This window comes from Methylobacterium sp. J-026 (genome assembly GCF_022829585.1).
GTDB lineage: Bacteria > Pseudomonadota > Alphaproteobacteria > Rhizobiales > Beijerinckiaceae > Methylobacterium.
The window spans coordinates 1-14,614 of the sequence record NZ_JAKSYC010000138.1 but is presented as its reverse complement, the minus strand read 5'-3'; the positions used below and the strand labels follow the sequence as shown (position 1 = coordinate 14,614).

At 68.5% G+C, this 14,614-nt stretch carries 12 protein-coding genes; 1 reads left to right on the top strand and 11 read right to left on the bottom strand.

Features of this window, described 5'->3' with window-relative positions:
- Positions 1-5 precede the first annotated feature (5 nt).
- The 11 genes from purC to nth form a co-directional block, all read right to left on the bottom strand.
- Complete coding sequence (gene purC / locus MKK69_RS13145) at positions 6-800, bottom strand: phosphoribosylaminoimidazolesuccinocarboxamide synthase (protein ID WP_091789573.1); 795 nt, start codon at positions 798-800, stop codon at positions 6-8.
- A gap of 291 nt (positions 801-1,091) precedes the next feature.
- Entirely contained in the window at positions 1,092-2,885 is a 1,794-nt protein-coding gene (locus MKK69_RS13140; protein ID WP_243968351.1) for an ABC transporter ATP-binding protein/permease, read from the bottom strand.
- A gap of 132 nt (positions 2,886-3,017) precedes the next feature.
- Entirely contained in the window at positions 3,018-5,543 is a 2,526-nt protein-coding gene (locus MKK69_RS13135; RefSeq protein WP_243968350.1) for a TonB-dependent siderophore receptor, read from the bottom strand.
- Between the two features lie 150 nt (positions 5,544-5,693).
- Positions 5,694-6,791 (bottom strand): M16 family metallopeptidase, encoded by a 1,098-nt coding sequence (locus MKK69_RS13130; protein ID WP_243968349.1) that lies wholly within the window; start codon positions 6,789-6,791, stop codon positions 5,694-5,696.
- Positions 6,792-7,059: 268 nt separating this feature from the next.
- Positions 7,060-8,364, bottom strand: coding sequence for a M16 family metallopeptidase (locus MKK69_RS13125; RefSeq protein WP_243968348.1), 1,305 nt, complete (start codon positions 8,362-8,364; stop codon positions 7,060-7,062).
- A gap of 129 nt (positions 8,365-8,493) precedes the next feature.
- Entirely contained in the window at positions 8,494-8,925 is a 432-nt protein-coding gene (exbD, locus tag MKK69_RS13120) for a TonB system transport protein ExbD (RefSeq protein WP_243968347.1), read from the bottom strand.
- 4 nt (positions 8,926-8,929) lie between these two features.
- Positions 8,930-9,901, bottom strand: a complete 972-nt coding sequence (exbB, locus tag MKK69_RS13115; protein WP_243968346.1) for a tonB-system energizer ExbB — start codon at positions 9,899-9,901, stop codon at positions 8,930-8,932.
- Positions 9,902-10,021: 120 nt separating this feature from the next.
- Positions 10,022-10,834, bottom strand: coding sequence for an energy transducer TonB (locus MKK69_RS13110; RefSeq protein WP_243968423.1), 813 nt, complete (start codon positions 10,832-10,834; stop codon positions 10,022-10,024).
- Positions 10,835-11,131: 297 nt separating this feature from the next.
- On the bottom strand, positions 11,132-12,139 hold the full coding sequence (locus MKK69_RS13105; RefSeq protein WP_243968345.1) for a DUF4880 domain-containing protein: 1,008 nt from the start codon (positions 12,137-12,139) through the stop codon (positions 11,132-11,134).
- A gap of 6 nt (positions 12,140-12,145) precedes the next feature.
- A complete protein-coding gene (locus MKK69_RS13100; RefSeq protein WP_243968344.1) occupies positions 12,146-12,742 on the bottom strand; it encodes a sigma-70 family RNA polymerase sigma factor in 597 nt (198 codons plus the stop codon).
- 330 nt (positions 12,743-13,072) lie between these two features.
- Positions 13,073-13,852, bottom strand: coding sequence for an endonuclease III (gene nth / locus MKK69_RS13095; RefSeq protein ID WP_243968343.1), 780 nt, complete (start codon positions 13,850-13,852; stop codon positions 13,073-13,075).
- 20 nt (positions 13,853-13,872) lie between these two features.
- On the opposite strand from nth, the gene MKK69_RS13090 reads away from it, so the two are divergent.
- The gene (locus tag MKK69_RS13090; protein ID WP_243968341.1) at positions 13,873-14,394 is read left to right on the top strand and encodes a DUF2244 domain-containing protein; all 522 of its coding nucleotides are present in this window, start codon (positions 13,873-13,875) and stop codon (positions 14,392-14,394) included.
- Positions 14,395-14,614: the final 220 nt, after the last annotated feature.

The window sequence follows — 14,614 nt, the reverse complement described above, 5'->3', positions numbered from 1 at the left end:
CGCCGCTACTGGACGAGCCGCGGCCCGCTGCCCTGGACCTTCTCGTTCTCCGACATGATCCCGAGCCGCTTGGCGACTTCGGTATAGGCCTCGATCAGGCCGCCCAGATCCTTGCGGAACCGGTCCTTGTCGAGCTTGTCGGACGACTTGATGTCCCAGAGCCGGCAGGAATCCGGGGAAATCTCGTCGGCGACGACGATGCGCATCATGTCGCCCTCCCACAGGCGGCCGGTCTCGATCTTGAAGTCGACGAGCCGGATGCCGACGCCGAGGAAGAGGCCCGACAGGAAGTCGTTGACGCGGATCGCCAGCGCCATGATGTCGTCGATCTCCTGCGGCGTCGCCCAGCCGAAGGCCGTGATGTGCTCCTCCGACACCATCGGGTCGTTGAGAGCGTCGTTTTTGTAATAGAACTCGATGATCGAGCGCGGCAGCTGGGTGCCTTCCTCCAGGCCCAGCCGGGTTGCCAGCGAGCCCGCCGCCACGTTGCGCACCACAACCTCGAGCGGGATGATCTCGACCTCGCGGATCAGCTGCTCGCGCATGTTGAGCCGGCGAATGAAATGCGTCGGCACGCCGATGTCGTTGAGGTGCTGAAAGACGAATTCCGAGATCCGGTTGTTCAGCACGCCCTTGCCGTCAATGACCTCGTGCTTCTTCGCGTTGAAGGCCGTCGCGTCATCCTTGAAGTGCTGGATGAGCGTGCCGGGCTCGGGTCCCTCGTAGAGGACCTTCGCCTTGCCCTCGTAGATGCGACGGCGGCGGTTCATAGGCGTGTACCGTGGTTTGAGGAAGTCCATGGGCCGAGGCTCCTGATGCGCGACGATGGGGCGGAATCCGCGGCGCGGCGACCGGACGCGAGGTCGGGCCGCCGGACGACCTCTGCCCGAGAGCCCCGGCGACCGGCTTCTAAACTAGCCGAACCGGGCTTCCAGCACAACGCGTTAGCCCGCGGGGCAGGGGTGCCGGATCCGCGTCGACGCGGGGCGCGGGCGCGGATGGCCGGCCGAGTCTCCCCCGGCCGGCATCGGGCGGAGCGTGCGGCGCAGGGGGGGGCGGGGTTCGGCGTCAGGCCCGCCCCGGGATCCAATTCAGGCGGGATGGAGCTGAGCGGGCTCATCCACCGCCGCGTCGAGGCGCTCGAGGGTCCAGTCCGTCGGCGACAGGCGCAGCACCGTGTCGTGATAGGCCGTGAGGCTGGGCCGGTGGGCGACGCTGACCACGGTCGCACCGGTGCGGCGCAACTGGTGGTACAGGAGCTGTTCGGTCTCCGGATCGAGGGCGCTGGTCGCCTCGTCGAGGAAGACGCAGCGCGGCCGGCTCGCGAGGATACGGGCGAAGGCGATCCGCTGCTGCTCGCCGAGGGACAGGATCCGGCCCCAGTCGCGCCGCGCCGCGAAGCCGCCCGCCTGTTCCGCGAGGTCCGGCAGGTGCACGCGTTCGAGGATCGCCTGAAGCTCCCCGTCGCTCAAGGACAGGCTCCGCTGACGGGGATAGGTGAGCTGGAGCCGCAGGTCACCGAGCGGCATGTAGGGCCGCTGCGGCAGGAACATCATCGTGGCGGGATCGGGCATCTCGATGGTGCCCTGTCCCCGGGTCCAGAGCCCGGCCATCGCGCGCAGGAGCGAACTCTTGCCGATGCCCGTCCGGCCCACGATCAGCAGGCGCTCCCCGGCGCCGAGGCTGAGGGTGAGCCGCTCGACGAGATGGCGCTCGCCCGCCGGCGTCTGGACCGACACGTCGCGGAGCGCGATCCGGTCGGTGCTCCCATAGCGCAGGGTGATGCGCGGGGCGTCGTCCGGCCGGGCGTTGGCGGCCAGCGCGTTGAACGTCTCTTGGATCTCCGCGATGCGCACCACCGTCGGGGCGGCCTCGACGATGCTCGGGATGAAGCGCGAGACCACGCTGAGGCCGCCGACGATCATGCTCGCCGCCGCGATCCCGGCCGTCATGGTCCCGTAATCCATCGCCTCCGCGAAGAACACCGGCGCCAGGCAGATCGCCGGCAGGGCATGCCAGATGATGGCGGTGAGTTCGCCCGCCCCGGCGATCACCAGGGCGTAGCGGACGATGCGCAGCCGCCTGGCGAGGACGATCCTCAGTCGATCGAGCAGGTGCGTCCGCTCCGCGGCCTCGCCCTGATAGAACGCGATGGTTTCCGCGTGATCGCGCACGTGCAGCAGGCCGTAGCGCAGGTCCGCCTCCGCGACCGTCACGTCCCATTGCTTCCGGATCAGCGGCCGATAGACGACGTAGTTCAGGACGATCTGCAAGCCGACATAGGCCAGCGTCGCGATCAGCATCGACCGGGAGATGCTCGCCAGGATCGCGACCTGGACGCCGACATCGATGCTCGCATGGGTCAGTTCCCGCGGAAAGCGGCTGACGGCCTCGCAGAACGGCTCGACCTGCTCCTGGATGCGCTGATCGGGATTGTCGATCGACTGCGTGAGGCTGATCTCGTAATAGGTCCGCGCCGACAGGTATTGATCGATCAACCGGGTCGTCAGCCATCCGCGCCAGTGCACATTGAGGTATTGGCTGGACAGGATCTGCAGCGTGCTGATGATCTGGCGCAGGAAATTGAGCCCGAGCAGCGCGAAGAGCAGCGGCCAGTACGCCGATGCGTTCCTGGCGACGAGCTGGTTCGTGAGGCTCGCGGTGGTGGTGGTCACGTAGCCGCCCGCGATGCCGTAGGTGGCCGACAGAACGATCCCCGCGAGCGCGAGCAGCCAGGATGGCCACGCCCCCCGACGCAGCCAGTAGGGTTTGAGAACTGCCCAGAGTCGCCGCGCGAAGCGGGTGTCCAGCTTGAAATTGCCGGGATCCGTCGCGACGCGGCTCGCCTCGGCCGAGGCGAGGCCGGTCACGGATTGGTCCTGCATCGCATCGTGTCCGGTATTCGATCACGTATCGGCAAAATCCCGGTTTCAGAAGGTCTCGGACCGTGTGCGGGTTCTGAGCGCAGCCCTGGAGATCGCGGGCCTGCACAGCGGGCCCGAGGATCCCGGCACAGGTCAGAACGTGAGATGGACCGAACCCACCACCGTCCGCCCCTGGCCGAGCCAATTGCCGCCGCCGAAGGTACCGATCGACTGATAGTACCGACGGTCCAAGAGATTGTACACGTTGATCTGGGCGAAGGCCGTTTCGGTGACGTCATACTTGATGAGCGCGTTGAATGTCGCGTAGCTCGGCTGCCTGATCTGATAGAAGAACGCTTGCGGACGGCGTCCGACAACATCGTAATACACGCCCGAATGGGCCGTTGTGCTGCGGAAATCGGTACCGAACCCGATCCGTACCCGCCGCAATTGCTGATCCAGTTCTTCCCACCCGGTCCAGGGCCGGAAGGTCGTGAACAGCTTGGCAATATGTTTTGGGAACAGGTAGGTTGTCTTCTGGTTTGACCCGTCGCCGGAAAATGATTTGTTGTCGTTGAACGTGTAGTTCGCGTTTACATCCCAATCCGGCGTGACCTTGCCCGACACGGCCACATCGAACCCTTGCGAGATCGCCCGGCCGGCCGGCAGGAAGCAGCAGCTCAGCAGCGATGTCGGATCCTGATTGTAGGGTTGGCTCGGATCCAAGAGGGGCACATTGATCAATTCCGATTGATAGAATGCCAGCGACGATTGGAGTTGATTATCGAAATCGCTGCGCTTGATGCCGGCCTCCCAGGTATGGCCCTCCATCGGCGGCATCAGCTTGCTCGGCGCGGACAGGTTCTGGGTGATCTGATAGATCGTCGTGTAACTTCCGTATATCGATGTCTGCGGATCGATATCCAGCGTCAGCCCGACATCCGGGATCGGGATGTGAATGTTGCCGCTGTTGGAGGTAATGGTCGTTCCGTTATTGAACTCTTGGATATTCTGCTGGAAGCCGCTGATCCGTTCGGCTATCAGGAGATGCGCCCACGGAACGGGCGACAGACGGATGCTTGCGTAACCGCCGATCTGGGTGAGGTCATAGGCCTTGTCGTATTGATCCACCTTGAAATATTTGGACAGGGGCATCCGCGGCAGTTCATATCCCGAATACCCGAGGACGTTGATGCGTGTCGCGTTGGGATAGGAATAACTGAGCGGCTGATTCGGCAAGGCCTGGTTGATGTATTGGATGCTGGTGCCGAACGTTGTCTCGATCGGCACCCCAAAAAGATCGTCTTTTCCGGTAATGAAGCTGTCGAGCAGATACTGATCGGATTTGCTCTGATTGTATGTTGCGAACCAGCGCGATCCGGTGTTGTTCGCGAGGATGCCGTTATTTTCTCTGGCGTTGAAATTCGAATTGTCGTTTTTCGAGCTCTGCAAATTGACGGAGCTGTTCAGATTGAATTGCCACCCCTCCACGATATCCTGCCGGACCTGGGCAAAATACTCGTCGGTGACGATATCGGTCTTGGCCCACGGTGCGCAGAGGCAGATCGACCTGGAGAACGGGATGAAGGCGCCGCCCTTGTAGGTCGGCAGACCGTTGAACCACGGCACGGCGTTCGTCTCGTTGTGGGTCCCGCCGAGATTGATCTGCGTCCCCTCCGCCGGACGGATCTCGGCGTTGAGATAGCCCTGATTGACGGTCTTGTTCGAGATCCGGTAAAAATTCTCGGTGTCGTCGTGGACGAACGATCCCCGGATGCTGACCAGTCCGTCGAGCATCGGGCCGGTATTGATATCGCCGACGGTTCTCTTGCTTCCGAACGAGTCGAACGATTGGTCGATTGAGCCCGTCAGCCGGTCGAGGGGCCGCTTGCGCTGCAGGCTGAGGGTGCCGCCGGGCGAGCCGGTGCCGCTGTACTGGCCGCCGGAGCCGCGCAGGATCTGCACGCTGTCGTATTGCGACAGGTCGATGACCGGGATGTAGCTGGATCTGAACGATTCGCCGAGGTCACCGATCAGGATCGGGGTGCCGCCATCCACCGACAGGCTGGTGATCTGGTTGCCGCGGGAATAATAGGCGCTGCTGAGGTTGCTCTGGCCGGCGCCGCCGCCTGTTTGCCTTATCAGGCCCGGCGCGGCATCGACGGCCTGATCGAGGGTCGTGATCTTCTGATCCTGAAGCTGCTGCTGCGTGATGACCGAGACGCTCTGCGGCGTGTCCTTGAGCGACAGGGGTGTCTTGCTGGCGACGTTGGCGGCGGCGGCGCCGTAGCTTCCCGATCCCTCGGTCGCCAGGGGGTCGCTGCTGCCGTTGGCGTTGATGCCGTTGCCGGTGACGTCGATGTCGGCGATGTCGGTGGCGGCGCCCCCGGACGCCGCGGGGGCCGGCCGGGCCGTGACCATCACCATGCCGTTGGCGCCCACGCTCATCCGCAGGGGCGTGCCCGCGATGGCCCGCGCGACCGCATCCGTCTTGCTCATCCGTCCCCGGATCGGCCCGGCCTTCAGGCCCTGGACCGCCTGCGGCGGAAACGAGATCGGCGACCCCGAAACCGTTCCGATCTGCGTGAGCACGTCGCCGAGTGTGCCGGAGCTTATCGCGAAGTCGACCGCGCCGTCTTCGGCGCGTGCCAAGTTGCCGAGTGTGACATGTGCCGGCACCGCCAATAATATTGGCAGACTCGATAGCAGACATACTTTTCCGATACGCCGCAAGCTCATGCCACGCCCCCACGACTCGGGCTGTTCCAGCCCTTTCTGTTGTCCTGGGATGACGAGCGAGATCGCGAAAGCGCAACCGGTTCCGGCGCGTCAGGGGTCGATCGCAGGGCCCGCGACGGAGAACAGCAGCGCGCCGTCTCCGAAGACGCGGCCGATGGCCCGGTCCACCTCCGCCGCGCCGACCGCCGCGATCATCGCCGGCCATGCATCCAGCCAGTCTGGCTGCCGGCCCTCGACCTGAAGCGTCAGCAGGGCGCCGGCGAGGGCGGAGGAGCTGGCGAGCCCCATGTCGTGCGAACCGATCAGGTAGCTCTTCGCCGCCTCCAATTCGGCGGCGTCCAGGCCCGTCTCGGCGAGGCATCGCATCTCGCCGCGGAGCCGGTCGATCATCTCGGGCACGCGGTCGTTACCGGTCCGCGTCGAGCCGATGAGCGTGCTCGCCCCCCGGAACGGGGCCACGCTCGTTCCGACCGCGTAGCAGAGCCCATCTCTCTCCCGCAGCGCCCGGAACAGGCGGGAGGTCAGGCCGCCGCCGCCGAAGCAATGGTTCGCCACGATCGCGGCGGCGAAATCCGGATCGTCCCGGGGGAGGGCGGGCCGGCCGAAGACGATCGCGGTCTGCGGCGCGGCGTGGTCGGTCCGGACCAGTTCGCCCAGGCCGCCGAGTTCGGTTCGGGCGACCGGCGGGGCGGCCCCGCCGGGGAGCGCCGCGAAGGCGCGATCGAGGAGCGGCCCGAGCGCGTCTGCGGTGATCGCCCCGACCACCGCCACGTGAAGGTTGTCCCGGGTCAGCAGCCGCGCCTGAACGGCCCGGAGGTCGGCCTCGCCGATCCGCGCGATGGAGGCGAGGTCGCCCTGGACCGGCCGCGCATAGGCATGGCCGCGGAAACCCCGCGCCATGAAGGCCTGCCGGGCGACCTCCTCGGGCCGGCCGCCGGCGGACCGGATCTGCGCGGCGATCACGGCGCGCAGCCGTTCCACCGCGTCGGGCGCCAAGGCGGGCTCCCGGACGGCGAGCCCCAGCAGCGTGAAGGCGCTCTCCGCCGTCCGGACGAGGCAGGTGAGGCTGCCCTGGAGGCCGTCGAGCCCGACGCTGGTCCCCAGCCGGATCGCCCCGTCGCCGAGGGCCTCGTGAAAAGCGGTTCCGTCGAGGGCGCCGGCCCCCTCCGTGAGCAGGCCCCCCAGCATGCGCGTCGCCCCGGGGGCGCCCTCTGGATCGAGACGCGCGCCGCCGCGGAAATCGAAGGCACAGGTCAGGACCGGGCGGGTGTGGTCCTCGATCAGCCAGGCCGCGATGCCGCCGGGACTGCGCAGGATTCGGATCCGCTCCGCGTAGGTCGAGGGGCGGGCGAGGGGGGCTGCGATGGCATGGACGCGGTCTCGATCCGGGTGGAAACGGCACGGCTGGGGACGGTCGATCTCCCGGCGACCGGGTCGCGCCGGGCCCCCGGCGCCCTCAGCCGCCGACGAGGTAGCCGGAGACGCCGTGCCGGCGGTCGAGGAATGTCAGCGCCGCGGCGAGCGCCTCCGGCGTCACCGCCTCGATGCGGTCCTGCCAGCCCGCGAGGTCGGCGAGGCTCGCGCCCAGGGCCAGGGACCGCCCGTACCAGGTCGCCAGCTGCACCTGCCTGTCGCGGGCATAGAGGGCGTCGGCGACGATCTGCGTCTTGGCCCGCGCGAGCGCGGCCGGCGCGAAACCGGTGTCGCGCACGGCTTGAAGGGCCGCCTCCACCGCGTCGTCGATGGCCTCCGGCGTGACCCCGACGGCCGGCTCGGCGACGAGGTAGCAGCGCGATTCCTGGGCGAAGTACTCGCTCAGGTAGTACACGCCGACTGAGGTCGCGCAGCGCGTCTCGACCACCAGCCGCCGGTGCAGCGCGGAGGTCCGGCCCCCGCCCAGCAGGTGGCACAGAACCTCCAGGGCCTCCGCCTCGCCGGGGGCTGCCGTGCGGGGCGAGGGTACCGCGTGAAGGCGCTGCAGTTGCGGCTGCCGGACGCGCGCATCCGCCAGGGTGATCCGCCGGCCGACCGGGGGCAGCGGGTTCGGCGCCGGGCGCCGGATGAAGGCCGCCCCGCCGGCAACCGGGCCGTAGGCGTCGTCCGCGAGCCGCACGATTTCCTCGGCCGTGGTGTCGCCGGCGACGATCAGGGTGGCGTTGGCGGGCGCGTAGAAGCGCCCGTGATAGGCCTGCGCGTCGGCGCCCGTGAGGCCGGCGATCTCATGCCGCCAGCCGATGATCGGGCGCCCGGCCGGATGCTCCGGGATCAACGCGGCCGCCATGGCCTCTTCGAGGAGCGCCTGCGGCCGTCCGTCGGCCACCAGGGCGCGCTCTTCGAGGATGACCGCGCGCTCGGTCGCGGCCACCGCCGCGTCGATGGTGAGCCGGCCCATCCGGTCGGCTTCGAACGCCATGCAGGCGCTCAGGTGCGGACGGGGAACCTGCTGGTGGTAGCAGGTGTAGTTCCAGCTCGTGAACGCGTTCTCCTGGCCGCCGACTCTTCCCAGGAACGCGCTGAACGCCCCGGCCGGATAGCGCGCCGTACCCTTGAACATCAGGTGTTCCAGGAAGTGCGCGGTGCCCGATCGTCCGGGCAGATCCTCAGCCGCCCCGGTCCGATACCAGACCATATGGGTGACCACGGGGCTGCGCCGGTCCGGGATCACGACGATCTGCAGGCCGTTCGGCAGGCATGCGGCCTCGACGGCGACCGGCTCGCCGCCGTCGGGCGCCGGGCTGTTGGATGCGGTGGGACGATGCATCACGGGCGGCATCCTGGGCCGGCGGGTTTCGGACGGGCGCCTCGGCCTCTCGGCAGGCCGGACGGATTTTTTGAGCGGGAGCCGGTCCATGGCGCGCAGGCGGACACGCGCGATCGCGTCCCGCTCGGCTCAGGGGGCGCCGGTCGCGTCTTCGAGGCCGACGAGGCCGATCTTGAGGTAGCCCGCCGCCCGCAGCAGGTTCATCACCTGCATAAGTTCGCCATAGGGCACGCCCTTGTCGGACCGGAGGAAGATGCGTTCCTCCTTCGAGCCGTTCGCAGCGGCGTCGAGGGCGGCGGCGAGGGCCGGGCGGGCCACCGGCTCCTCGCCCAGGGCCAGGGACAGGTCCGCCCGCACGCTGAGGAAGATCGGCTTGCTCGGGTGCGGCTGCGGCTTGGCGTTCGACGTCGGTAGTTCGACCGGGACAGTCACGGTCGAGAGCGGGGCCGCCACCATGAAGATGATCAGCAGCACCAGGATCACGTCGATGAACGGCGTGATGTTGATGTCGGCGTTCTCGCTGAGATCGCCGTCGTCGCCCGATCCGACCTGGAAGGCCATCGCCTTACTCCGCCGCCGCGCGCAGGCCGACCGTCGGCCCGGCGGCCTCGGAGTCGCGCCGGTCGAGGTCCCGGGAGAGGTGACGCAGGACGAGGGCGGCGGCATCGCCGACCAGCATCCGGTAGCCTCCGATCGAGCGGGTCAGGGCATTGTAGATCACCACCGCCGGGATCGCCGCGACGAGGCCGATGCCGGTGGCGAGCAGCGCCTCGGCGATGCCGGGGGCGACCACGGCGAGGTTCGTCGTGTTGGACTTCGCGATGCCGACGAAGCTGTGCATGATGCCCCAGACGGTCCCGAACAGGCCGACGAAGGGACCGATCGAACCGGTCGTGGCCAGGATGCCGGTGCCGACCGCCATGCGCCTGGCCGCGGCGGCTTCGATGCGCTGGAGGCCGATGGCGGCGCGCTCCTTGATCCCCTCGGCGGCCAGACCCTGCGAGGCGGCGAGCTCCTCCTCCACCTCCAGGAGAATGTGGGCGGCGATCCCCCGGCGGACCCTGAGCCCCGCCTCGGCGAGGCTGCGCGCCGCGCCGATCGCCGCGAGGTCCGCGCTCAGGCGCCATCTGGCGAGCCGGAGGCCGAGTCCCTTGACCAGCAGCACCACCCAGGAGGCCATGGAGGCGCACGCGAGCAGGATCATCACGCCCTGCACGACCGGGTCGGCGTGGAGAAACATGCCGGCCGGCGTCAGGTCGTGGTCCTTCGGGGTCGCGGCCGCGACCGCGGGCCCGGCGGAGACGGGCGGTGACGGGGCGTCTGCCGACGACGAGGACGGCGGAGCCGCGACGGCCGGCGCGCCGGTCTCCCCGCCCGATACGGCCGGCGCGGTCTGACCGACTGTCTCGACATCCTGGGCGCCTGCGGATCCCGCGACCGGGCCGAGGAGCGGCATGGCCAGCACGACAAGCCTCAGCAGCCGGCGCACCGCGCCGGACGGGAGGAACGGATGGATTGCTGCGATCCATGCCGGCATCGTTTCTAGCCCCCTGGAGAAGACGGTTCCCTATGCTTGTGCGACGAGCCCCGGAATCCGAAACGGGGCGCCGCGATTTTCTTCGCCTCGCGCCCGCGCTGCTCCGGGTGCAGGGGCCGCTCAGCGGGGGCGGAAGTTCATCCGGAACGTCAGGGTCTGCGGGCCCGCCGGCGGCGGCGGCAGCGGCGAGGCCCGGTGGACGGTCTGGACCGCGGCGGCGTCGAGTTCCGGCGAGCCGGAGGACGCGATCACCGCCGCGGCGGTGACTTGCCCTGAGGCGGCGATGCCGACCCGGAGCGTCGGGCTGCCGCTCAGCGCCACGCCGGAGGGAAAGCGCTTGTTCCGGTTGAGGGCCGCCGAGACGAGGCTCTTCCAGTCGGCGGCGGACAGGGAATTGGCCGCTCCGGCCGCAGCCGCGGCGGTCGCCGCGGCGTGCTGCTCCGAGCGCGGCGCGCTGGCGGTGCGGAGGCCGACCTTGCGCACGACATGCGGCGTCCGCTCGGGCGGCTTGCGCGTCACCGGCTTGCGCTCGGCGGGCTTCGCCTTCTCCCTGTGCTGCGGAAGCGGCGCGACCGCCTCGACCGGCGCGTCCGCGACCTTCGGCACCGGCTCGACCGTCTCCTCCGGTGGTGCCGGTTCCGGCATGGTGGGCTCGGCCTGCTCCTCCGGCTTGGCGACGGCGGCGTCCACCTGCGAGGCGGCCTGCCGGATCTCGGGGGCGAGGTCGATCACGATCGCCCCCATCTCGTCGGCGCGGGCCGGGTCCGGGATCCGGGCGCGCGTCAGGAGAAAGGCCCCGCCGACATGCAGCCCGACCACCAGGAGGGCGGCGGCGCCCCATCCGGCGGCCAGCGCCCGGCGGCGGCTCCTCTCCTCCGCCTGAAGCGCCCGCCTGCGATCCGGATGGATCCGACCCTGGGCGGTGGGGGGCATCGCGGCCACGGACCACATTCGCCCATCGGAGCCCCCCTCGCGACCCGGCCGTGCGCGGCCATGCGTGCCCCGACGGCCGATCTCGGCCTCATGGAGGGGGCGCCGCGCTTCCAGACGCGGGACGAAGAGTTGCAAGGCTGGCCATCCCCGAGCCGACATGCTTCATCTCCTTGAAGACACCGCCCCGCGACGGCACGGCCGCTTCGCAGCACCGCTTCGAGGAAGACGGGGCTGACGCCCGGAGTGACACCCCCCGCGGCGAAAAAGTTTGCGGGAATGCATGGTCCTCCGGTCGGCTCAGGCGATCACGTCGACGCTCAGCCAGAAGGGCGTCACGGCGCGGATCGTGACCGGGGCGATTTCGGTGAGGGCGTCGAGCGTGCCGTGCGGGTCGCTGACGTCGAACACGCCCGCCACCCGCACCGCCGCGGCCGCCGGCGAGACCCGGATGAGGCCGACGAAATACGGCTGCAACGCGCGAACCACGCCGGCGAGATGGCCGTCGCGGAGGATCAGGAGGCCCCTGGTCCAGGCGGCCTCGACCTCGACATCGGCACGTCCTTGACGCAGCGCGCCGTCCTCGAACGTGAGGGTCTCGGTCGCCTCGACGCTGAGCCGCCGCCCCCCGACGGTCGCCCGCACCGGCGCATCGAGGCCGACCATCGCGAGGGACGGGCCGTTCCGATGCAGCGACAGGCGCCCGGCCGTCGGTTCGAGCAGCCAGTCGCCCATCGTGACGTGCAGGGGCCGGCGCCGTGCGGCATCGAGCGTCACGAACAGGTCGCCGGTCAGGAGATCGATGCGGTCGGTCCCCGCGTTGCCGCCCAGATTGACGGCCGAGCGCGGCCCCAGGATCAGGCTCCCACCGCCCGCGAGGTCGAGCGCCCGCCGCTCGCCGGTCCATGTCGTTTGGTCGGCGAGGAGATCGCCGAGGGGGCGCACCCTGTCCGCCAAACCGGCCCCGGCCACTGCGGCGCCGCCGAGGGCCACGGTCTTGACGAAGCGGCGGCGGCTCATCTCGCCTCGGACGAGGCGCCGGCCGAGGCCGTCCCCTGATACGGGTTGCGCGTCGCGGACGAGATCCGCCCGGGCGAGCGACGCGGACAGGCGGCCCCAGGCCTCCCTGTGCGCGGCATCGGCCTCGTACCAGGCGGCGAAGTCCCGGCGCTCGCACGCCGTCACCGCGCCGGAATTCAGATTGACCATCCAGGTGATCGCCTCGATCACCGCGGGAGGAACCTCTTCGGACGAACCCGAGACCGGCGCATCGGCGCGAAATCTCTCGGAGGATCTGGACTTCGCCACGGGCTCTCAGCCCCGGTCCGGGTGGTGTTGGTAGAAGCGCATCAGGCCCTGCGCGATATAGCGTCGGACCATCGTCACCGACACGCCGAGCTCCCGGGCGACATCGGTGTATGTCATGCCGTCGATATGGCTGAGCAGGAAGGCCGCCCGGGCCCGCGGCGACATCGACGCCAGGATCCTGCTGATCTCGCGCAGGGCTTCCAGCACGATGAGCTGGTGTTCGGGGGACGCGACCGTGCCGACGGGGGCCCGCGCGAGTTCGGCCTCGTAATCCTTGCGCAGCTGATTTCGCCGAAAGATCTCGATCATCAGCCGTTTGGCGATCGTGATCATCATGGCCTGCGGCTCGCGGAGCGCTGCGAGCCGGTCCATCGACAGAAGCCGTATGAAGACCTCCGCGGCGATGTCTTCGGCATGGCTATCGCTCTTGGCGAAGGAGCGTATCCATTTGATCAGCCAGGAATTGTGGTCGCGGAATAGACGATCGACAATGATCCTGTCGTCCATGCAGGGAATGGATCCGCTCATATCGACGTTCCGTGGCTCACAAGAATAAATTGCCTCTCCGGACGCAGAGGGTGAGGGGCTGACGATCGCGATCATAGCGATGGCGCTGCCCCTGAAAAGATCAAAATTTTGCCGGCATGCTCACGCTTTAAGCCAAAAGCTGGAGCCTTTATCGAAACTCTTCGCAATAGGGCCGAGATTGATTGTTAAGAAGCCAATCTACGCAAATTATAAGTGGTCAATTTGATTTTATACTAACAGAATGCACATGTGTAGTTTGGTAAAATCTGCTCTCAAAATGCCGGTGCGCGAAACAGATCACGTTCGCACCGCGCTCGAGCGAGAAGATGATGTTCGGAGCACGGATCTGTCCGAAGGGCCTTCCGCACGGCGGCCGAATGGCCAGGCCCGACGGCACGAGCGCGCTCAGGCCATCGTCTTCGACGGGTATCGGCAGAGGTCGGCGATGTGGCAGCGCGGGCATTCGGGCTTGCGCGCCTTGCAGATGTAGCGCCCGTGCAGGATCAGCCAGTGATGCGCGTGTAGGCGGTAGGGTTCCGGCACGATCGCCTCCAGTCCGGCCTGGACCTTGTCGGTGGTCGTGCCGACGAACAGGGGTATCCGATTCGACACCCGGAAGATGTGGGTGTCGACGGCGATGCGGGGGATGCCGAAGGCGATGTTCAGCACGACGCTCGCGGTCTTGGCGCCGACGCCGGGCAGGACCTGAAGCGCCTCCAGGGTTGCCGGCACCGCACCGCCGTGCTCCTCCACGAGGATGCGCGAGAGCGCGACGACGTTCTTCGCCTTGGTGTTGAACAGACCGATGGTCCGGATGGAGTCGCGGACGCGATCCTCGCCGAGCGCGAGCATCGTCTCGGGCGTATCGGCGACCGCGAAGAGCGGGCCGGTGGCGCGATTGACGCCCCGATCTGTCGCCTGGGCCGAGAGCACCACGGCGACGAGCAGCGTGAACGGGTTGACGTGGTGCAACTCGCCCTTCGGCTCCGGTTCCGCCTCGTGGAAGCGGCGGAAGATCTCCGCCAAAGTCGCGGCATCGACGGCTGCGGGCGCGGTTTCCAGGTGGGCGGTGACCGCGGGGACGATCGGACCGCCGAGACGGCCGGATGCGACGCGACTGGATCGACCGGGCGACCGGTGGTCGGCGCGATCCGTCACGGGGCGCGGTGGCTTTCTCGGGGGCATCGGCGCGTTATATGGAGCGCATGGCGAGCGGCAATCCTTTTGTCCATCCCGACGGGCTCGATCCGGACACGATCGATCGGCCTGTCTTCAGCGCGACGATCCGGCCGCACCAATCCCTGAGCCGGCGCGGTTTCCGGGTGGTGATGACCGGCTGCTGCGCGGTCTCCCTCACGGTCTCGGTCTGGGCCTGGCGGATGGGGTTCTGGCCGGTGGCCGGCTTCTTCGGCCTCGACATGCTGGCGATCTACGCGGCGCTCAAGGTGAGCTTCCGCCGCGGCCGCTCCTTCGAGGAGGTGATGATCTCCCAGATCGAGATCCTGCTGGCCCGGGTCAGCCATCGCGGCGAGCGCCGCGAGTGGCGGTTCAATCCGCTCTGGACCAAGCTCGAGACCGTCGAGGACGACGAGTTCGGCCTGCAGCGTCTGACCCTCGTCTCGCGCCGCCAGCAGGCGCTCGTGGCCCGGGACGCCGACCCCGACGAGCGGGCCCGTGTCGCGCAGGGCCTGACCCGCGCCCTCGCACGGGTGAAGAAGGGGTACTGAGCGCACGGTCTCCCGCATCGGGGGATGAGCGGGCTGGAAGGCCGTCCGAGCTCATCCGACCGCGGCTGGAAAAAATCACGCCCCCCGCGGAACAAGGGTGTTGACGTGTCGGGTGGGGGTCCGTATACCCCGGTTCATCGGCGCCGGCCGCGAGAGTGGCCCGGGCGCTGAGGCATCTTCTGACAGATCTGCGGGGTTGGCCGGCGGGAACGCTGGGCGG